This is a genomic window from Variovorax sp. Varisp41 (assembly GCF_047325085.1).
Taxonomy (GTDB): Bacteria; Pseudomonadota; Gammaproteobacteria; order Burkholderiales; family Burkholderiaceae_C; genus Variovorax.
In genome coordinates this window covers 487,771-506,888 of record NZ_CP168541.1, presented here as the reverse complement: position 1 = coordinate 506,888, position 19,118 = coordinate 487,771, and the positions used below count along the sequence as shown (strand labels likewise).

The 19,118-nt window shown below is 69.0% G+C and carries 22 protein-coding genes; 6 read left to right on the top strand and 16 right to left on the bottom strand.

Annotated features, from left to right (window positions below; genetic code table 11):
* Positions 1 to 11: 11 nt before the first annotated feature.
* A complete protein-coding gene (locus ACEN9J_RS33470; RefSeq protein WP_413765426.1) occupies positions 12 to 608 on the bottom strand; it encodes a thiamine pyrophosphate-dependent enzyme in 597 nt (198 codons plus the stop codon).
* Positions 608 to 1,144, bottom strand: coding sequence for a phosphonopyruvate decarboxylase (locus ACEN9J_RS33465; protein WP_413765425.1), 537 nt, complete (start codon positions 1,142 to 1,144; stop codon positions 608 to 610). The genes ACEN9J_RS33470 and ACEN9J_RS33465 overlap by 1 nt, the downstream gene beginning before the upstream one ends.
* Positions 1,145 to 1,253: 109 nt before the next feature.
* On the opposite strand from ACEN9J_RS33465, the gene ACEN9J_RS33460 reads away from it, so the two are divergent.
* Positions 1,254 to 2,186, top strand: a complete 933-nt coding sequence (locus tag ACEN9J_RS33460; protein ID WP_413765424.1) for a LysR family transcriptional regulator — start codon at positions 1,254 to 1,256, stop codon at positions 2,184 to 2,186.
* Positions 2,187 to 2,192: 6 nt separating this feature from the next.
* Here the strand turns inward: ACEN9J_RS33460 and ACEN9J_RS33455 are convergent, their stop codons facing one another.
* From ACEN9J_RS33455 to ACEN9J_RS33390, 14 genes are all read right to left on the bottom strand, one after another.
* The gene (locus tag ACEN9J_RS33455) at positions 2,193 to 3,197 is read right to left on the bottom strand and encodes a biotin-dependent carboxyltransferase family protein (protein WP_413765423.1); all 1,005 of its coding nucleotides are present in this window, start codon (positions 3,195 to 3,197) and stop codon (positions 2,193 to 2,195) included.
* Entirely contained in the window at positions 3,190 to 3,891 is a 702-nt protein-coding gene (locus ACEN9J_RS33450) for a 5-oxoprolinase subunit B family protein (RefSeq protein ID WP_413765422.1), read from the bottom strand. The genes ACEN9J_RS33455 and ACEN9J_RS33450 overlap by 8 nt, the downstream gene beginning before the upstream one ends.
* Positions 3,892 to 3,899: 8 nt before the next feature.
* Positions 3,900 to 4,658: a LamB/YcsF family protein gene (locus ACEN9J_RS33445; protein WP_413765421.1), complete on the bottom strand. Its 759-nt coding sequence runs from the start codon at positions 4,656 to 4,658 to the stop codon at positions 3,900 to 3,902.
* Positions 4,659 to 4,674: 16 nt separating this feature from the next.
* Positions 4,675 to 5,127, bottom strand: coding sequence for a VOC family protein (locus ACEN9J_RS33440; protein WP_413765420.1), 453 nt, complete (start codon positions 5,125 to 5,127; stop codon positions 4,675 to 4,677).
* Positions 5,128 to 5,130: 3 nt separating this feature from the next.
* Positions 5,131 to 5,904, bottom strand: coding sequence for an SDR family NAD(P)-dependent oxidoreductase (locus ACEN9J_RS33435; protein ID WP_203207251.1), 774 nt, complete (start codon positions 5,902 to 5,904; stop codon positions 5,131 to 5,133).
* Positions 5,905 to 5,917: 13 nt separating this feature from the next.
* Complete coding sequence (locus ACEN9J_RS33430; RefSeq protein WP_413765419.1) at positions 5,918 to 7,093, bottom strand: NAD(P)/FAD-dependent oxidoreductase; 1,176 nt, start codon at positions 7,091 to 7,093, stop codon at positions 5,918 to 5,920.
* A 22-nt stretch (positions 7,094 to 7,115) separates the two neighbouring features.
* Positions 7,116 to 7,898 (bottom strand): NAD(P)H-dependent oxidoreductase, encoded by a 783-nt coding sequence (locus tag ACEN9J_RS33425; RefSeq protein WP_413765418.1) that lies wholly within the window; start codon positions 7,896 to 7,898, stop codon positions 7,116 to 7,118.
* 33 nt (positions 7,899 to 7,931) lie between these two features.
* The gene (locus ACEN9J_RS33420) at positions 7,932 to 8,702 is read right to left on the bottom strand and encodes an AraC family transcriptional regulator (protein ID WP_261213131.1); all 771 of its coding nucleotides are present in this window, start codon (positions 8,700 to 8,702) and stop codon (positions 7,932 to 7,934) included.
* A gap of 23 nt (positions 8,703 to 8,725) precedes the next feature.
* Complete coding sequence (gene hutC / locus ACEN9J_RS33415; RefSeq protein ID WP_057593077.1) at positions 8,726 to 9,445, bottom strand: histidine utilization repressor; 720 nt, start codon at positions 9,443 to 9,445, stop codon at positions 8,726 to 8,728.
* Between the two features lie 63 nt (positions 9,446 to 9,508).
* Positions 9,509 to 10,252, bottom strand: coding sequence for an amino acid ABC transporter ATP-binding protein (locus ACEN9J_RS33410; RefSeq protein WP_413765417.1), 744 nt, complete (start codon positions 10,250 to 10,252; stop codon positions 9,509 to 9,511).
* Positions 10,253 to 10,266: 14 nt separating this feature from the next.
* Positions 10,267 to 11,406, bottom strand: coding sequence for an amino acid ABC transporter permease (locus ACEN9J_RS33405; RefSeq protein ID WP_413765416.1), 1,140 nt, complete (start codon positions 11,404 to 11,406; stop codon positions 10,267 to 10,269).
* 15 nt (positions 11,407 to 11,421) lie between these two features.
* Positions 11,422 to 12,297: an ABC transporter substrate-binding protein gene (locus tag ACEN9J_RS33400; RefSeq protein WP_413765415.1), complete on the bottom strand. Its 876-nt coding sequence runs from the start codon at positions 12,295 to 12,297 to the stop codon at positions 11,422 to 11,424.
* 68 nt (positions 12,298 to 12,365) lie between these two features.
* Positions 12,366 to 13,337: a Bug family tripartite tricarboxylate transporter substrate binding protein gene (locus ACEN9J_RS33395; protein ID WP_413765414.1), complete on the bottom strand. Its 972-nt coding sequence runs from the start codon at positions 13,335 to 13,337 to the stop codon at positions 12,366 to 12,368.
* A gap of 116 nt (positions 13,338 to 13,453) precedes the next feature.
* Positions 13,454 to 14,404, bottom strand: coding sequence for a TauD/TfdA family dioxygenase (locus ACEN9J_RS33390; RefSeq protein ID WP_261213141.1), 951 nt, complete (start codon positions 14,402 to 14,404; stop codon positions 13,454 to 13,456).
* A gap of 498 nt (positions 14,405 to 14,902) precedes the next feature.
* Between ACEN9J_RS33390 and ACEN9J_RS33385 the strand changes: the two genes are divergently transcribed.
* The 5 genes from ACEN9J_RS33385 (at position 14,903) to ACEN9J_RS33365 (ending at position 19,117) form a co-directional block, all read left to right on the top strand.
* Positions 14,903 to 15,544, top strand: coding sequence for a GntR family transcriptional regulator (locus ACEN9J_RS33385; RefSeq protein WP_057593057.1), 642 nt, complete (start codon positions 14,903 to 14,905; stop codon positions 15,542 to 15,544).
* Positions 15,545 to 15,598: 54 nt separating this feature from the next.
* On the top strand, positions 15,599 to 16,513 hold the full coding sequence (locus ACEN9J_RS33380) for a LysR family transcriptional regulator (protein ID WP_057593058.1): 915 nt from the start codon (positions 15,599 to 15,601) through the stop codon (positions 16,511 to 16,513).
* 257 nt (positions 16,514 to 16,770) lie between these two features.
* Positions 16,771 to 17,613, top strand: coding sequence for a transporter substrate-binding domain-containing protein (locus tag ACEN9J_RS33375; protein ID WP_413765413.1), 843 nt, complete (start codon positions 16,771 to 16,773; stop codon positions 17,611 to 17,613).
* A gap of 52 nt (positions 17,614 to 17,665) precedes the next feature.
* Entirely contained in the window at positions 17,666 to 18,415 is a 750-nt protein-coding gene (locus ACEN9J_RS33370) for an amino acid ABC transporter ATP-binding protein (protein WP_057593060.1), read from the top strand.
* 21 nt (positions 18,416 to 18,436) lie between these two features.
* A complete protein-coding gene (locus ACEN9J_RS33365; protein WP_261213147.1) occupies positions 18,437 to 19,117 on the top strand; it encodes an amino acid ABC transporter permease in 681 nt (226 codons plus the stop codon).
* Position 19,118 lies beyond the last annotated feature (1 nt).

The window sequence follows — 19,118 nt, the reverse complement described above, 5'->3', positions numbered from 1 at the left end:
GGGCTTGCCCGTCAGAAAGGGGTGAAGCCCAGCGCGGCGCGGAAGCGGTTCTTGATGTACGAGCCGTCGCGCGGCGGCAGCGCGCGCGGTGGCTCGTTGGCATCGATGAACACCTGCGCGAAGGTGGTTTTCCGCCGGGCGTTGATGCGCTCGGCCAGGTCCTCGCACGCATCGATGCTGCTCACGGAGAACGCATCGGCGATGCCGAAGCCCCTGGCCACCGCCACCAGATCGGCGCCCAGGCTCGAGTGGCTGCGCTGCATGCCGGTCTCGCCGAAATGGCCGTTGTCCAGCATCACGATGCTGAGGTTCTTCGGCTGCTTGACGCCGATGGTGCCGAGGCTGCCGATGCCCATCAGCTGCTCGCCGTCGCCGGTGATGACGACCACCGACTTGTCGCGCTGCGCGAGCGCCAGGCCCAGCCCCAGCGAGGCGGCGCCGCCCATGGCGCCCCACAGGTAGTAGTTGCGCTCGCGGTCGCCGCTGGCGAACACGTCGTAGGAGGCCGAGCCCAGGCCCGTGACGATCAGGGCATCGGGAATGGCGGCGATCACCTTGGCCACGAATTCGCGGCGGTCGGCGCGCTGCGCCGGGGTCTTCGTGTTCATCACTTGCGCTCCCACTTCTTGCGGCCGATCAGTTCCTGTCCCAGCAGCACGGCGACCTTCTCGCCGGCCTCGAAGGCGGCATCGAAGCCCGCGCTGACGATCTCCTCGACCTCCTCGGGCTTCGAGGCGCGCAGCACATGGATGCCCATGAGCTCGAGCGCGGCCTGCGTGGCCTTGCCCATCGGACCCTGCCAGGGATTGAACTCGGCGTATTCGCCGCGCATGGTCACGAGCGTGAAGAACGGGAAGTCCGCGGCCCGCAGCAGCGAGAACATGTTCACGCAGTTGCCCACGCCGCTGCTCTGCATCAGCAGCACGGCGCGCTGGCCGCCGAGCCAGGCGCCGCTCACCAGCGCCACGCCCTCCTCCTCGGTGGTCAGCACGACGTCCTCAATGTCGGGGTCGGCGATGGCGCTGCGGATCACGTGCGAATGGCCGGCGTCGGGCACGTAGGCGATCTGCCTCACGCCGCCCGCCTTGAGCACGCGGAAGGCGGCCTGCTGCCAGTCGGGGGCGGCCTGGGTGGTCTGGTTCATGAATCGGGGTTGGTTGGTGAAAGTGCCAGAAATCATAGAATTTGATGCCTGGGAATGTGAAATAGAAATTCGAGATTCCACGATCACGTTTGCGCATGGAGGCGACCACATGGACCTGAAGCAACTGCGCGCCTTTCTCACGGTGGCCGAGACCGGCAACGTCACGCGCGCGGCCGAGGTGCTGCACCTCGTGCAGCCCGCGGTGTCGCGGCAGATCCGTCTGCTCGAGGAGGACATCGGCGCGCCCCTGTTCGAACGCGAGCGCCACGGCATGGTGCTGACCGATGCGGGGCTGGCGCTCGTCGGCTATGCGCGCCGCGCGCTGCTCGAGCTGGACCGGGCCCGGGCCGAGATCGGCACCGTCGACAACAGCATCGGCGGGCTGGTCACCTTGGGGCTGCTTCCGAGCACCATCGACATCCTCTCGAGCCCGCTGGTGGCGACGCTGGCGGCCGACTACCCGGGCATCCGCGTGCGCATCGCGATGGGCTACGCGGGCACGCTGCTGCGCTGGCTCGAATCGGGCGAGGTCGATGCCGCGCTGCTCTATGGCGCGGAGCGCTCGCCCAACATCCAGACCACGCCGCTGATCGAGGAGGCGCTGTGGGTCATCGGCCCGAAGAGCAGCAAGCTGCGGCCCGACCGGCCGGTGGCGCTGGCCGAACTCGCGGGCCGCAAGCTGGTGCTGCCGAGCGCGCCGCATGGCATCCGCACGCTGGTCGAGCATGCCTGCGCCGTGGCCCAGGTGACGCTCGACCTGTCGGCCGAGACCAATGCGCTGAGCGTGCAGAGAAGCCTGGTGCTCGGCGGCCATGGCCTGACCATCCTGCCGCCGATCGCGGTCGCGGAGGACCTGCGCGCGCAGAAGCTCAGGGGCGCGCCGCTGGCCGATCCGGGCATCCGCCGGACCATCGTGCTGGCCCTGCCCGTCAACCGGCCGATCGCGCGCCATGTGCGCTGCGCGGTCGACGTGCTCACGCAGGAAGCGCGGCGCGCGATCGATGCCGGTGCCTGGCCCGAGGGGCGATGGCTCGGCGCCTGAGGCGCGCTATGCCAGCACGACGCCGCTGATCAGGTTCTCGGCCATCAGGCGGTCCGGCAGGCTGCCCGGCGGTTGGGCCATCGCCTGCAGGAACCGGCTTCTCGGCGGCGCTTCCAGGCGCACGAGCCGGATCGCCTCCGCCGGGTCCACGGCCTGGAAGCGCAGCCCGTCGCCCGGTCGGAGTTGCGACAGGCCATCGAGGTCGCAGGACAGGACGGTGGCGATCTTCGGATAGCCGCCGGTGGTCTGGTGGTCGGCCAGCAGCACCGAGGCCACGCCATCGCCACCGACCTGGATCGAGCCGCGCACGATCGGTTCGGAAGGAATGGACAAGGCATTGTTCAAGGCCAGTGCCGGTCCCGCGAGGCGCATGCCCATGCGGTCGCGGGCGGGCGTGACCGAGAAGCCCGCGTCGAGGAAAGCGGCGACGGAGGCGGTCTCGAAGCTGTCGGTCTGCGGCCCGAGCACGACGCGCACGAGCGGGCGCGGACTGGCCAGCGCGGGCGCGGTGCGGTCTCCCTCGCGTTCCTGCACGACCTGCGTATTGCGCAACACGATCTCGGCGCCCGGCACCAGGCTGCCGCCGCCGAGACCCGATGCCGAATGCGTGGCGCTGTGCCCGGCCCAGCGCTCGCACACCGGCTCGCCGCTGAAAGCCAGGTAGGCCCAGCTGCCCCAGCGGCCCGGACGAATCGACAGCGTGTCGCCCGCGCGCAGCGTTCGCACGCACCACGAACCCGTCGCCGCGCCCGAATGGCGGACCTGGAACTCGCCGCCGGCGATGCCGCAGCTCACCTCGCCCGCTTCGCACAGCAGCTCCAGCCCACCCAGCGAAATCTCGATCGCGGTGGCATCCGGCGGGTTGCCGAGCGCAACATGGGCCGCGGCATGCGCGAGCCGGTCCATCGGGCCCGAGGCGGGCACGCCGAAGCGCAGCATGCCCGGTCGGCCGCCGTCCTGGTACGTGACCAGCGGGCCGCAGGCGCGCACGCGCAGCCTGGCTTCAGCCATGGCTTTCGTTCTCCAGCCTGGCTTCGTATTGCGCGCGGCCGATGCGCTTGAAGCGCACGCGGTCGCCCACACCGAAGAGAAAGGGCGCGCCGTCGTCGCGCGTCAGGATGCGCGTGGGCGAGCGGCCGACGATCGACCAGCCCGTGGGCATCCGCAGCGTGGTGACGAGGCACTGCGGCCCCGCGATCAGCACGCTGCCCGCGGCGATGTCGCGCAGGGCCGAGGGCTTGCGCGGCACCTGGATCCGCGGCGGCACGCCCGACATGTAGGCATAGCCCGGCGCGAAGCCGTACATGCGCACCCGGTAGTCGCCCTGCAGGTGGAGGTCGATCACCGCGTCGATGCCCAGGCCACAAGCCCGTGCCACCGCTTCGAGGTCGGGCGCGAGGTCGTCGTCGTAGCAGACCTCGACCTCGCGCGCTTCTCCCGCCGGCGGGCCGGCCGGCGGATCGCGCTGCAGCGTCTCGGCCGCCTCCCGGATCCGCGCGTGATCGGTGACCAGGGGATCGAAGACGATCAACAGGCTGACGAAGGCCGGGATGCATTCGAGCAGGCCCTCGGGCGGCGCATGGGCCAGGGCCCGGTCGAGCGCGAGCACCGCGGCGCTGGCCGGGTCGGCGATCGCATCGGCGAAGGACACCAGCAGCGAGTGGTCCGCGACCGGCACATAGCGCGGCCATTCCGGCGTCGACATACCCGCGGCTATCCGAGGAACGGGGCCAGCACGATCCCTTCGGCCGTCAGCCGCTGGCGGATGTGCCGTGCCATCTCGACCGATTCGGCGTTGTCGCCATGGACGCAGACCGAGTCGGCCTTCAAGGCGATGGGGTCGGCGCCCTGCACCGGCATCTTCCCGGTTCGCACGAAGCCGATCAGCCGGTCCGCGGCCGCCTCGGCATCGTGCAGGACCGCGCCCGGCTGGCCGCGCGGCACCAGCTGGCCATTGGGCTGGTAGGCACGGTCGGCGAAGATCTCCGAGAAGGCGCGCAGCCCCTGCGCGCGCGCGGCCCGCTCGAGGCAGGTGTCCGAGATGGCGAGGATCGCGAGCGCGGGGTCGATCTTCTCGAGCGCGGCGACGATGGCCTGGGCCACGCCCATGTCCGCGGCCGCGAGATTGCCGAGCGCGCCATGCGGCTTGACGTAGCGCACCTCGGTGCCCGCGAGCCGGGCCATCGCCACCAGAGCGCCGACCTGCGCCGCGACCATGCGGCCGATCTCGGCGGGCTGCATCGGTATCACGCGCCGTCCGAAGCCCTCGCGGTCGTTGTAGCCCGGATGGGCGCCGACATTCACGCCGCGCTCCGCCGCGAGCCGCAGGGTGCGGTACATGGTTTCCGCATCGCCCGCATGGCCGCCGCAGGCGATGTTGGCACTGGTCACGCAGTCGAGGATCCGCGCGTCGTCGCCCATCGTCCACGGGCCATAGCCCTCGCCCAGGTCGGAATTCAGATCGATCCGCATGGCCCGCTCCTCGCTGCTATTTGCCCGGATGGTGGGTCGCCCGCGTGAGCAGCGTGACGCCCGCGCCCTCGGCGATGTCGTAGTAGGTGAAGCCCGTGCGGTTCGCGCGGCGCCCGCGCATCAGCACTGGCAGGCCCAGCGCGGTGGCCTGCGCCTGCGCGGCATCGGCGTCCGGCACCTCGAAGCCGACGTGGAACACGCCCTCGCCCTTGCTGTCCAGGTGCAGCCGCTGCGGCGTCGGCTCGGCGCCGGGCTGGCACAGCTGGAGCTGCACGGTCGGCAGGTTGCACACGCGGTACTTGAGCGCGAGGAAGCCGGGCTTGCTGGGCGCCTCGAGCTCCTCGTATTCGGCCAGCGGCGGGTATTCGGTCCAGGGGCCGATGCCGATAGCCTCGTAATAGGCCTGCGTCCGGTCGATGTCGTGCACCACGATGCAGAGGTGGTGCAGCTTGGCGAAGGGATGCGTCATCGCTCAGCCCTTGACCGGGACCACGTAGTTCAGCACGCGCCGGCCACCGTCCACGTACATGGTCTCGCCGGTGATGTAGGAGGCATCGTCGCTGGCCAGGAAGGCGACCACCGAGGCGATCTCGGAGGGCTGGCCATAGCGGCCCAGCGGCGTGCGCGAGAGGATGGCATGGTTGCCCGCGCTCTGCACGAAGGCCCCGGCCACCATGTCGGTCATGATGGTCCCGGGCCCGACGCCGACCACGCGGATGCCGTGCGGCGCGAAGGCCACCGCCGCGGTCGAGGTCACCTGGTTCATGCCGCCCTTGGAGATCGCGTAGGGCGCGACGTTGGGATTGGCCAGTCCCGAGTTGATCGAGGACATGTTGATGATCACCCCGCCCTTGCCGCGCGCGACCATCTCGCGCCCCGCTGCCTGGGTGCCGTAGAAGGCGCCCTTGAGATTGACGTCGAGCACGCGGTCGAGCATCTCCTCGGTCACGTCGAGGAACTCCACCACCGGCGCGATGCCGGCGTTGTTCACCATGATGTCGAGGGTGCCGAAATGCCGGACCGCCGCCTCGACCAGGCCGACCACCTCGCTCTTCTTCGACACGTCGGCGCGCACCGCGAAGACGTTGGCGGCCGGGCCGATCTCGGCGGCCGTCTTCTCAAGGGTCTGGGCGTCGATGTCCGACACGACCACCTTCGCGCCCTCGGCCAGAAGCCGTTCCGCCGTCGCGCGCCCGATGCCGCGCGCGGCGCCCGTCACCACTGCCACCTTGCCTGCCAGTCTCATGGCGATCTCCTTTTCAGTAAACGATGGATTCGAACAAGGGCGTGGCGCTGCGGATGCGCGCCCAGCCCAGGGGACTCATGTCGATGCTGCGGAACGCGCCCGTCGTGATCAGCTCGGCCACGCCGCGGCCGACCGCCGGCGCGTGCATCACGCCATGGCCCGAGAAGCCGGTCGCGAAGATCAGGTTGCCGAGCTCGTCATGCGGACCGACCACGCCGTTGTGGTCGAGCGTGTTGACCTCGTAGTGGCCGGCCCAGGCGCGCTGCAGCCGCAGTTCTTCCATGGCCGGGATGCGCTTGGCGAGCAGGGGCCAGAACAGCGACTCCATCAGGTCGTGGTGCGGCTCGAAGTCGCCATCGGCGTCCCCGTCGATCTCGGCCGGGGGCTGGATGCCGCCGATGAAGCCCTCCCCTTCGGGCCGGACCCAGATGCCGCTCGAATCGAACAGCATCGGAAGCTCGCTCGCCTTGAACGGCGTCTTGAACGAGAACACGGTGCGCTTCTTCGGCACCACGGGCAGCGCGATGTCCAGCAAGGCGGCCAGGCGGCCCGACAGCGCGCCCGCGGCCAGCACGCAGAAGTCGCAGGCCAGCACTTCGCCGTTCGACAGCTCGACGCCGGTCACGCGCGCGCCGTGGGTGCGAAAGCCGCTGGCCGTCGCCTCCACGTAGTCCACGCCCAGCCGACGCGCCGCGCGGCGCACCTCCGACAGCAGGCTCCAGGCATCGAACCAGCCTTCGTGCTGCACGCCCAGCGTTCCGATGCCCACGTCGCCGAAGTCCACGCCCGGATAGCGCGCGGCCAGCTCGCCGGGATCGAGCACCCGGATGTCGGCGCCATGGCTGCGCTGCATCCGCACGGCTTCCAGCCGCTGCGTGACCTGGTCGTGGCCGCCGAGGATCAGGTAGCCGCGCTCGCGGTAGCCGATGTCTGCCTCGTCGCCGAACACGGCCTTGATGTCGCGGAACATCCGGGCGCCGTAGAGGCTCATCCGGATGTTCGCGGCCGTGCCGAACTGGGTGCGTATCGAGGCCGCGGACAGCGCCGTCGACGAGAACTGGTACGAGGCATCCTTCTCGACCACGGTGATCGGTCCCGCGAAGCCGGCCTGGCGCAGCGACCAGGCGCAGAAGCTGCCGATGATGGCGCCGCCGACGATGACGACGCGCGGTGATTGGGCGGAGGACATGCGGGTTTCCTGCACAGTACGCTCAGGCATTGGCCGACGCCGAGTCCTCGAAACTCTGGCCGGCGCGCGGATTCCACTGCACGCCCGAGCGCGCCACCACGCCCGGCTTGAGCCGCTGCGATTCGTCGTAGTCGCTCCAGGGATGGAAGAACAGCGGCTCGATGCGCTCGATGCCGCGCAGGCGCTCGGCATGGGCATCGAGGCAGGCCTGGCGCTCCTGCGGCGACAGCCGCGCGGGCATCCAGGCGGCGAAGGGCGGCAGCACCGTGAAGCCCGTATAGGCCAGGATGCCGTTGTGGATCGGCCAGAGCACGTGATGGAGATCGCCGTCGATGCCGTTCGGCTCGTAGAGCGTGGAGGCCGTGCCGGTCGTGATGCTGAGCATCGCGCGCTTGCCCCTGAAATGCCCGGTCTCGTACTTGCGCCCCGCCGAGTAGGCGAAGCCGCGGCTCAGCACGCGGTCGACCCAGCCCTTGAGGATGGCGGGCATCGAGAACCACCACAGCGGGAACTGCAGCAGCACGAAGTCGGCCGCCGCCAGCTTCGCCTGCTCGGCCGCCACCGCGGGGTGCTGCGTGCCGGCCGCGAAGGCATGTTCCTGCTCTCGCGAGAGATCGAGATAGTCGGCGTTCGCGCGCCCGCCCTCGAAATCGGCCGGGCCCAGCGCCGGGCTCCAGCCCATGCGGTAGAGATCGCTGACGACCACCGAATGGCCCATGCGCTCGAGCTCTCGGACAGCGACGTCCTTCAGTGCGCCGTTGAACGATGCGGGTTCGGGGTGGGCATAAACGATCAGGCAGTTCATGCCGCGAATTCTGAGCGCCGGGCTCAGGCGCAGCTAGAACGCACGGCGCACCGGGTTGCGGTTTTCTGCATAGTCGCGGCGCGAGGCGCGGTACTGCGCCGGCGTCATGTTCGTCGCCACCTTGAACTGGCGCGAGAAGGCGCTGTGGTCGGCATAGCCGCAGGCGGCCGACACCTCCGTGATCGAGGCCGGCGTCTCCTCGAGCAGCTGGCAGGCCTTGTCGATGCGCTTCTTCATCAGCAACTGCTTGGGCGTCACGTGGAAGACCTCGAGCACCAGGCGCGCCAGCGTGTCCATCGACACCGAGGCATGGGCGGCCGCCTCGGCGATCAGCACCGGTCCGTCGAGGCCCGCGTCGATGAAATCCAGGAAGCGCCGCAGCCGCCGGTAGCTGTGATGGCGCTCGTTGGGGCGCGGCAGGTCGCGCGACAGCCCGGCCAGGCCGACGATGCGGCCGTCGGCATCGAGCAGCGGGAACTTGGAGCTCAGGCACCAGTAGCGGTCGCCGCGCCAGGTCTGGTACATGCGCAGCAGCTCGCGCATCGGCCGGCCGCTGTCGATGACCTCGAGGTCCTGCGCCACCGTGCTGAGGCCGCTGGCCGGGAACAGCTGGTCCGCGGTCTTGCCCACCACGCTCTCGCCGTCCTGCAGGCCGGCGCGGTCGATCAGCGTCTGGTTGGCCCAGAGGTAGCGGCCCTGCTGGTCCTTGACGTAGAACAGCACGTCGGGCAGCCGGTCGAACAGGGTCTCGATCAGCCCGGGCGTGCGCGTGAGCCACGCCTGCACCTGTTCGTCGAGTCGCATCGTGTGTCCCGGCTCGGCGGGGTTCAGGGCGAGGGCCGGAACCGGCTGCCCAGGCTGTAGCGCGAGGCCGGGTTCAGGCAGCGCACCCAGGTCACGGGCACCTCGCGCAGCCAGGTGCGCCGCGTCAGTTGCAGGCAGGGCTCGGTGGGCTTCATTTCGAGGATGCGCGCCTGTTCCGCCGTCGGCATGACGGCATCGACCACGTGCTCCACCAGATCGGCCTGCACCAGCGAGAGCAGGTATTCGCCCGGCGTGATGTCCGAGAAATCCTGGTCGAGGAAGGCCGGCGCCATCTTCGGGTTGACGTAGCGGTCCTCGAGCTGCACGGGCACCCCGTTCTCGAGGTGCACGCTCTGCAGCCGGAAGATCGACTGCCCCGGCAGCATGTTGAGCCAGGCCGCGATGTCGGGCGCGGCCGCCACGCGCTCGCGCGACAGGCCGCGCCACCGGTGCTCGTGGCCGCGGGCCCGGATCTCGCTCGCAATGTTGGCGATCTGCAGCAGCGTGGACTGCGGCTTCTTCTCCGCCACGAAGGTGCCGACCCCCGCCACGCGCACGATCCGGCCCGCGTTCGCGAGCTCGCGCAGCGCCTTGTTGACGGTCATGCGCGAGACGCCGAACTGCGTGACCAGCTCCAACTCGGATGGCAGCCGCTGGCCCGGCTGCCAGGTGCCGTCGAGGATGCCCTGCGTCACATGGGCCTTGATTCGCTCGTGCAGGGTCGTCGTCATTCCCTCGAGCATGCCACGGCCGCCCTCCTCGTCCGGAGCGTCGCGGCGCGGCCGGCGGGCGCTTCGGTCGCTCATCTAGATGCGCTTCGCCTCTTTGATGCTGCGCAGGAACGAACGGGTCCGGTCCTGCCGCGGGTCGCCGAAGATCTGCTCGGGCGGCCCTTCCTCGCAGACGACGCCGTCGCACAGGAAGCAGACCTTGGACGAGACCTCGCGCGCGAAGCCCATCTCGTGCGTGGCCAGCAGCATGGTCATGCCTTCGTTGGCGAGGTCGCGCACGATGTTGAGCACCTCCGACACCAGCTCGGGATCGAGCGCCGAGGTGATCTCGTCGAGCAGCAGCACCATCGGGTCCATGGCCAGCGCACGCACGATCGCCACGCGCTGCTGCTGGCCGCCCGACATGCGGTCGGGATACTCCCTGGCCTTGTGCGCGAGGCTGAAGCGCTTGAGCAGCACCATCGCGCGGTCCTCGGCCTCCTCCCTCGACTGCTTGAGCACCTGGATCGGCGCCAGCGTCACGTTCTGCAGCACGGTCATGTGCGGGAACAGGTTGTAGCCCTGGAACACGATGCCGATGTCGCGCCGCAGCGAGTTGACGTCGACGCCCGGCCCGGTGATGCGGTCGCCGTGCACGCGGATCTCGCCGGCGTCGATGGGCTCCAGCCCGTTGATGCAGCGCAGCAGCGTCGACTTGCCGGAGCCCGAGGGACCGATCAGGCTCACCACCTGGTGCTCCTCGACCGCCATCGCGAGCCGGTTGAGCACCGGCAGCTCGCCGTAGGACTTCGAAATTTCCCTGATCTCGATGAAGGACATGTGTGGGGACTCGGTTATGCGTTGCCCGCCCGCATGCGGGCGCGATCGCGGCGGGCCATGCGCTCCACGAAGCGCGTCTGCGGGATGGAGATGACGATGAAGAGCAGCGCGACGGTGGTCGCGGCCGACAGGTTGTAGTAGTTGGAGGCCACGATCATCGATTGGTTGAAGGAGTCGACCACCCCGACCACGTTGACCAGCGCGGTGTCCTTCTGCAGCGCGATGAAGGCATTGAGCAGCGGCGGAATGATCTGGCGCACGCCCTGGGGCACGACCACGAAGCGCAGCGTCTGCATGTGCGACAGCCCGAGCGACCGGGAGGCGGCCGTCTGGCTCCAGTGCACGCTCTGGATGCCCGCGCGGTAGATCTCGGCCACGTAGGCACCGACCGTCAGGGTCAGCGCGATCACGACATAGGTCGTGAGCGACAGGTCCTTGAGGATGGGCACGCCCGTCAACGGCAGGCCGAAGCCGACCAGGTAGATCACCAGCACCGCGGGAATCGAGCGGAACACGTCGACATAGGCGGTGGCGATGAAGCGCAGTGGCTTGCCGGCGGCCCCGGGCGCGAACATGGCGAGCGCCACGATCAGGCCCCAGACCAGCACCAGCACCTCGGCGATCAGGAAGATCTTCACGTTGACCCAGAACGCATCGAGGACCAGCGGGAAGGTCTTCACGATCAGCGGCACCAGGAAGAAGGTCTTGGCGACCGCCTGGTTGTTGGCCAGCAGGAACTGGAAGCCCAGCACCACGATGAACTGCGCCAGCGTGTGGCCGAGCGCGACCCAGCTCTGCACGCAGGCGTCGGAGCGCTCGATGCGCGCCGCCACGATGTCCATGCGGCCCGCCGCCGCGCGCACGCCGCGGCAGCGCTGGAAGGCGCGCCACAGCGGCCGGACCACGGCCAGCGACGCGAGCGCCAGGACCCCGGCCCCGGCCGTGATCCACCAGCCGTCCCAGGCGCTGCCCCGCAGGGCCTCGCGCAGGGACTGCAGGGTGTACCAGCTGGCCGCGACGACCAGGATCACGCCCGCCAGCGCGAAGAGGAAGAGCATCAGCGGCACCTTCGGCATGCCTCCGATGTTCAGGCGGCGCTCCTGCCCCGCGACGGGCGAAGGCAGGCCGGCGGACTGCTGCGTTGCACTGTTCATGGTCGGATCTCGGTCTCAGGGATTGAAGACGGGCACTTTGGTGGGATCGGCGCCGAGGCTGGGCGTCAGGTACTGGTTCGCCAGGCGCGCGAAGGTGCCGTCGCGCTTCATCTCGTCGATCAGCTTGTTGAAGGTCGCCATGTTCTGCGAGTCCTTGTTGACGAGGCCGCCCCAGCGCTCGCCGGTGTCGTAGCGGCCGACCACCTCGAACAGGCCGTTCGACTGCTTGGCGCGCGCCAGCAGGTTGGGCGTGTCGTAGAGCACGGCATCGACCTGGCCGGCCGCCAGCGCCGCGTACATCGCGGCCGCCTCGGCGAAGACCTTGGGCTGTTCCACCGGCTTGACGTTGTCGGCGAGGTAGCCAAGGATGGTGGTGCCCTGCTTCACGCCGAGGCGCAGCTTCCTGATGCTCTCCTTGTCGACCTTGACGCCGGCCTTCACGAGGATGCCCTGGTCCGAGCTGAAGTAGGGTTCGGTGAAGTTCACCACCTTCTTGCGCTCGTCGGTGATGGTGATCTGGCTCAGCGCGATGTCGAAGCCCTGCGCCTGGCCCGTGAGGATCTGCGCGAACGAGCGGTTCACCACCATCACCTTGTCGAGGCCGGCGCGGTAGGCCATGTTGGCGGCCATGCAGTATTCGAAGCCGTCCTTGATGGTGTCGATCGAGTCGCCGTTCCACCAGCCGGGCGACGGCAGCACGGGCCGCACGGACAGCGCGCCCGGCACCACGGTCTCAAGCTTCACCGAGCCGCGCTGGCCCGTGACTTCGCACTTGCCGTAGTCCGGCGCCGCGGAAGCCGCGAACGAGGCGGCGCTCACGAGGAGGGCTGCGAGTACCGAGGCGATGGGCCTGGCGTGGGACGTGGTTCGCTGGCGCTTGGGGGATGTCATGTCGGGGCTCCGTTGGGTTGGTTGGAATCGAGGGAAAAAAGCGGTCCGGGTGGCGGTGTGCGTGGTGTTCAGGGCGTGACTTCGATGCGGTGGTCTTGGATGATCCGACCCCAGCGGGCGGTCTCCTTGTCGATGCCGGCCTGGAATTCGGCCGAGGACATCGGCAGGTAGATCAGGCCCTGCGCGGCCAGCAGCTTCTGGATCTCCGGGGTTTGCGCGGCATCGCCATAGGCCTTGTACAGCTTCGCGACGATCGCGGCCGGCGTGCGCGCCGGCGCGATCAGCGCATACCAGGACAGCACGGGGTCGTCGAGCAGGCCGAGCTCCTTGAGCGTCGGCACCTCGGGGAACTGCGCGACGCGCTCGGCCGTGGTGACGGCCAGCGGCCGCAGCTTGCCGGCCTTGATGAAGGGCTGCAGGCTCGACAGCGTGTCGAAGGTGGCGTGCACGTCGCCCGCGATGACCGCGGGCAGGGCTTCGTTGGTGCCCTTGTAGGGCACGTGGACGATCTGGATGCCGGCCTTGGCGTTCACCAGCTCGAAGGTCAGGTGCGCGGGGCTGCCGAGTCCCACCGAGGCGAAGTTGTAGGCACCGGGCTTCGCGCGCGCCGCCTCGACCAGGTCGCGCGCCGACTTGAACTGCGAAGTGACGGGCACCACCAGCACCAGCGGCGAGGCGGCGAACATCGCGATCGGCAGCAGGTCCTTCTTCACGTCGTAGGGCATCTGCTTGTAGAGCACCGGATGGATCGTCAGCGGCCCGAGGTTGCCCATGCCGACGGTGTAGCCGTCGGGCGCGGAGCGCGCCACGTCCGACACGCCGATGCGGCCCGCGGCACCGGGCTTGAAGTCCAGCACCACCGGCTGCCCCAGCGCCTGCCCGACGCGGTCGTTGAACGCGCGGGCGATGGTGTCGTTGAGTCCGCCGGGCGGCCAGGGCACGACGAAGCGGATCGGCCGGCTCGGCCAGTCCTGCGCCGACGCGGCACCGGCCGTGCAGATCATGAAAGCCACGGCCAGCCATCGCATCCATCCATTCATGGGAACCTCCAGCGAGAACGCACGCAAGTTGCAGAAGGCAGCACCCCCTTGCAAAGGAGGTCCTGCGGCGAAGACAGGGATCCAGGGCCTGGCCGGGCGCCGACCAGGGCGCGGGTTCAGGCGGGCAGCGCCGCCGCGGGCTGCGCGATGCCGCCGTGCGGCTTGCCCGAACCGACATCGCCCCACAGCACGGCATGGTCGGGCGGCAGCGCGCGCGAATTGGGCACCGAGAGCCACAGGCGCATGAGCATGCGGTCCTCGCCGGTCTGCACGTTGTCCTTGAAGGCGGTGCGGCCGTGGTAGATCACGTGGTTGTTGAGCAGCTGGATGTCGCCGGGCGCGAAGCGCATCTCGAAGCATTCCTCCTCGGCCACCTGCATCAGCAACTGGATGGCTTCGTGCTCGGCCTCGCCGAGCTTGCGCACGCCGGGCAGCATCTGCGCATTCTCGATGTAGGTCAGCGAGAAGTGGCTCGTGAGCTTGCCGTCGCGCACGCCGAAGATCGGCAGGTCGTAGGCCACGTGCTCGCCACCGGCTTCCTCGCCGAAGCGGCTGCGCGGAATCGGCTGGCACAGCAGCGCATGCAGGTCGGGCCGGCGCTCGAGGATGCGGTTGTAGACCGTCGCGCTGCTCGCGAGCTTGCTGACGCCGCCTTCGGAAGCCTGGCGCACGCACAGCAGCCCGACCACGTCGCAGCGGTCGGTGTGGAAGCGCAGCTGTCCCGGCGACAGCGTGCGCGCGCCCGACGAGAGGAACTGCTTGCCATGCTCGTCGACGGTCGCGCCGTAGAGCTTGGCGCCGACGCCCATCCCCTCGTCCTTGATCTCGCGCATCACCTCGCCGCGGTAGTTCTGGAACATCGGCGTGCCCAGGTGCGCGCCCAGCGCGTACCAGATGCGGCGCAGCTCTTCCTGCTGGTAGCGCCCCACCTCGAGGCCGCGGATCTTGACCATGCCCGAGCCGTTCTCGAGTTCTTCTCGCACCTCGTCGAAGAAGGCCTTGGCATCGGGCAGCGGGAAGTTCTGGCGGTCGATCCGGCGCCAGTCGAGGCCCTCGGTCTTTTGCAACGCAGTATCGATTTGATCCAGAACGACGGCGGGAAACTGTTTGACCCACCGATGGTTTTGGCCCATCTCGGCACCCGACCAAACGCAGGCGCCGCTCAGATAACTCGACTCGGACATGAACTCTCCAGAAAGATGATTGGGCTTTGTCTACTGATGTATAGACAGGTACAGATGTTAGGCAGCCATTCGCTTCCACCGCAACGGGCAAGAGGGCAAATCAAGGGCAAATACCTAGGAATGGCTCCATGATTGAATTCAAGATTGGATCCAATGTGGGGCGCAACGCACACATTCGTCGCCTGGCAGGCCCCTTCCGAACTTCAGGAAAAACGGCGAGCAAGAAGCGTTCCAGATTGGATCCAATCCAGGATCTCGTTTTTAACCGTTGCCGCGGCTGCCGGCTATACAGGATGTCCCGGCCCCCTCGTCCAAGGGATCCGAAATGGGATCTTCCGTAGAATCCCCGCAGTTCATGGCGAAGACAACAAGGGAGTTCGAATGGTGGCCCAGGCACCGACCGGCGAGCAGATCCTCTCGGCCGATTCCGTCACGGAATCCTTGCGGCAACTGATCCTGAGCGGCGAACTGGGGATCGGCGTGCAGCTCAAGCAGCAGGCGCTGGCCGAGCGCTTCGGCGTCAGCCGCATCCCCGTGCGCGAGGCCTTGAAGCGGCTCGAGGCCGAGGGCTTGATCGAGCACCGCGCCCACGCGGGCTCGACCGTCGCGTCGCAGTCGATCAAGGACCTGGTCGAGGCGCTCGACATCCGCATCGCGCTCGAGACCCGCGCGCTCAAGCTCGCGATCCCGCACCTGCGCCCCGCCGACCACCGCGCCGCGCGCGAGATCATCGCGCGCTACGACGGCAGCGAATCGCCGCAGGAGTGGGCCGACCTCAACCTCGAGTTCCACCTGACGCTCTACCGCCCCTGCGGGCGCGACAAGCTGCTCAGGATGATCGAGGAAAGCGTGCGCGGCATCGCGCGCCACCTGCGCGCCCTGCAGTCGCATAAGGTGGGGCGCAAGTCCTCGCAGTCCGAGCATTCGCAAATCCTCAAGGCCTGCATCGCCAAGAACATCCCGCTGGCGGTGGAACTGCTCGAGAAGCACATCGAGCACACGCAGGCGGCGCTGCAGGAATAGGCGCCCGCGGCGCGGTTCCAGGGGCGGCGCGATGTAGCGCTAAAGTTCCGCGCCATGAATCTGCGCCAAATCGAAGTGTTCCGGGCCATCATGGCCACCGGCTCCGTGAGCGATGCCGCCCGCCTGCTGCATGTGTCCGTTCCCGCCGTGAGCCGGGTGCTCTCGCACACCGAGACCCAGCTCAACTTTCCGCTCTTCATGCGCATCAAGGGCCGGCTGTCGCCCACGGCCGAGGCGCGGCGCCTGTACCACGAGGTCGAGGACGTCTACCAGGGCGTGCAGCGCATCAGCGACCTCACGCACGAGCTCTCGGCGCGCCGCTCGGGCCTGATCAGCGTGGTGTCGAGCCCGGGCATCGGCCACATGCTGGTGCCGATGGCGATCGCGCACTACCACCAGGCCAACCCCGAGACGCGCGTGCATTTCAAGTGCCTCAACCAGGACCTGCTGCGCGAGCGCCTGCTGAGCCGGCATTTCGACCTCGGCATCTCGCTGGAGGCGGTGGACCATCCGAACCTCATCACGATGCCGGTCGCGCGCTGCCGCATCGTGTGCATCTGTCCGCGCACGCATCCGCTGGCCGCGCGTAACGCGGTCGGCGCGCAGGACCTGCTGCCTTACGACCTGATGTCGTACCCGCGCGGCACGCCCTTCGGCGAACTGGTGCGCCACTTCTTCGCCTCGCAGGAGAACGTGCCGCGCACCATGCTCGAGGTGGGTTCGCCGCAGAACGCCTGCGCGCTCACGCACCTGGGCGCGGGCATCGCGCTGGTCGACGAGTTCTCGCTGCAGGCCTGGCCCGACGCGCGCTTTCGCATCCTGCCGGTGGAAGGCATCGAGCCGCTGGTCGCGCACCTCGTGCACCTGCGCACCGACCCGCTCTCGCCGGCCGCCGAAGCCTTCGCGCGCACCCTGCGCAGCGTGCTGATGCAGCGCGGGCTCGCCGCGCCGCAAGTGCAGGAGGACTGACCGGCGGGCCCGCCGCCGCGGGCCAGGGAATGCCCCAATAGCATGCGATTCGCACCGCATATAGGCGTGCGCCAGCATGGTGCACCAGCCCGAGGCCAGGTGTTAACCCACGCGCAAGGACGCCGCACAAAGCATCAATCGACGCCGCTTTTCCCGCTCGAAATAATTCGTCGCATGGCCGCCGCACACCACGGCGATGCAGTTCGCACCCCGCGAACCCTGCCGTTCCGACCGCGACTATTTCTGGAGAAAAGCCCATGTTCCGTCACCTCAAGTCCCTGCTGGCGCCGCTGGCCTTCGCCCTCATCGCGGGTGGCGCCGCCGCCCAGCCCGCGCCGCTGCGCACCGGCGTCGATCCCAACTTCCCGCCGCATGCCTTCCCCAAGCTCAGCGGCGGCTATCAGGGCTTCAACGTCGAGCTCGGCGAGGAGATCGCCAAGCGTCTCGGCCGCCGCATCGAGATCGAGGGCGCGCAGTACTCGGCGCTGATCCCCGCGCTCAACGCGGGCAAGTTCGACTTCCTGATGGCGCCGACCACGGTGTCGCCCGAGCGCGCGAAGTCCGTGCTCTTCACCGAGGGCTACCTCGAGAACAACTTCACGCTGGTCGTGAAGAAGGATCGCAACGACATCCAGCGCCTGGAAGACCTCAAGGGCAAGACCATCGCCGTGAACAAGGGCTCGGGCCCCGAGGAATGGGCGCGCAACAACCAGGCGCAGTACGGCTACGAGATCGCCGTCTACGGCACCAACGCCGACGCGGTGCAGGCCGTGATCTCGGGCCGCGGCGACGCCAACCTGGCGGGCGTCACGCCCTCGGCCTGGGCCGTGAAGAGCACGCCGGCGATCAAGACCACCTTCGTCATCAAGACCGGCTCGGTCTGGGCCATTCCGTTCCGCATCGAGGACAAGGCCGGGCGCGACCAGGTGAGCAACGTGCTCAAGTGCATGAAGCTCGACGGCTCGCTGCAGAAGCTGCACACGAAGTGGTTCGGCGCCGAGCCCGCGGCCGACTCGGCCACGGTGGTCTCGCCCGCCGGCCACGGCATCCCGGGCCTGTTCGGCTACGAGGCCACGAGCGCCAAGCCGGTCTGCAAGTAAGCGCGTCCCTGCCCTTCCCGTCCACCCAGTCCCCCACAAGCCGAGCATCGCCGTGACGTCTTCCCCGCTCCTGCAAGTCCGCAACCTGCACAAATCCTTTGGCAGCGTTCCCGTGCTCAACGGCATCGACCTCGACGTGCAGGCGGGCGAGCTGGTCTCGGTGATCGGGCCCTCGGGCTCGGGCAAGAGCACGCTGCTGCGCTGCTGCAACCGCATGGAGGACGCGAGTCGCGGCGAGGTGCGCGTGGAGGGCCATGACATCTATGCGCGCGGCGCCAACCTGAACCGGTTGCGCGAGCGCGTGGGCATGGTGTTCCAGGCCTTCAACCTCTACCCGCACCTCGACGTGCTGGGCAACGTGACGCTGGCGCTGCGCAAGGTTAAGAAGATGGCGCGCGACGCGGCCGAGCACAGCGCCATGGAGGCGCTCGCGCGCGTCGGCATGGAGCACAAGGCGCGCGTGCGCCCGACCCAGCTGTCGGGCGGCCAGCAGCAGCGCGTGGGCATCGCGCGCTCGATCGCGCTGAAGCCCGCGCTGGTGCTGTTCGACGAGCCGACCAGCGCGCTCGACCCCGAGATGGTCGGCGGCGTGCTGCAGGTGATGCGCGAATTGCGCGCCGACGGCATGACCATGGTGGTGGTGACGCACGAGATGGGCTTCGCCAAGGCGGCGTCCGACCGCGTGGTGTTCATGGACGGCGGCGTCATCGTCGAGCAGGGCTCGCCCGCGCAGGTGTTCGAGGCGCCGGTGCATGCGCGCACCGCGGCCTTCATCGCCAGCATCGGCAGCCGCGCGCTCTGAGCGACCGACCGGAAGCGCCGCATGCAGTTCGACAAGCTCGTCTTCACCTTCTTCAACGGCGACATCGCCGCGCGCTACCTGCCCCAGGTGCTGGACGGCGCGCGCGTGACGATCGAGCTGGGTCTGGCCGTGATCGCCGCCGGCCTGGCGCTGGGCATCGTGCTGGCCTACCTGCGCAGCCTGCCGGTGCGCGGGCTGCCGCTGCTGGTGTCGACGCTGGTCGACATCCTGCGCGCGCTGCCGCCGCTGGTGCTGATCATCCTGCTCTACTACGCGCTGCCCTTCCTGGGCGTGTCGCTCGGCGCCTTCGCCTCGACCTGGCTGGCCCTGACGCTGGTGCTCGCGGCCTTCTCCGAGGAGGTGTTCTGGGCCGGCATCGAGTCGCAGCCGCGCGGCGTGATGGAGGCCGCGCGCTCCACCGGCCTGAGCCACACGCAGGCCATGGTGCACGTGCTGCTGCCGCAATCGTGCCGGCTGATGGTGGCGCCGCTGACCAACCGCGTGATCGCCATCACCAAGGGCACGGCCTACGGCTCGGTGGCCGCGCTCAACGAGATCCTGAACCAGGCCACCTCGGCCACCAGCTTCGCGGGCAATCCCACGCCGCTGATGATGGGCGCGCTGGGCTACCTCGTGATCTTCCTGCCCGTGGTGGTCGCCGGGCGCTACATCGAGCGGCGCCACGGCGCGGGCCGCCACTGAC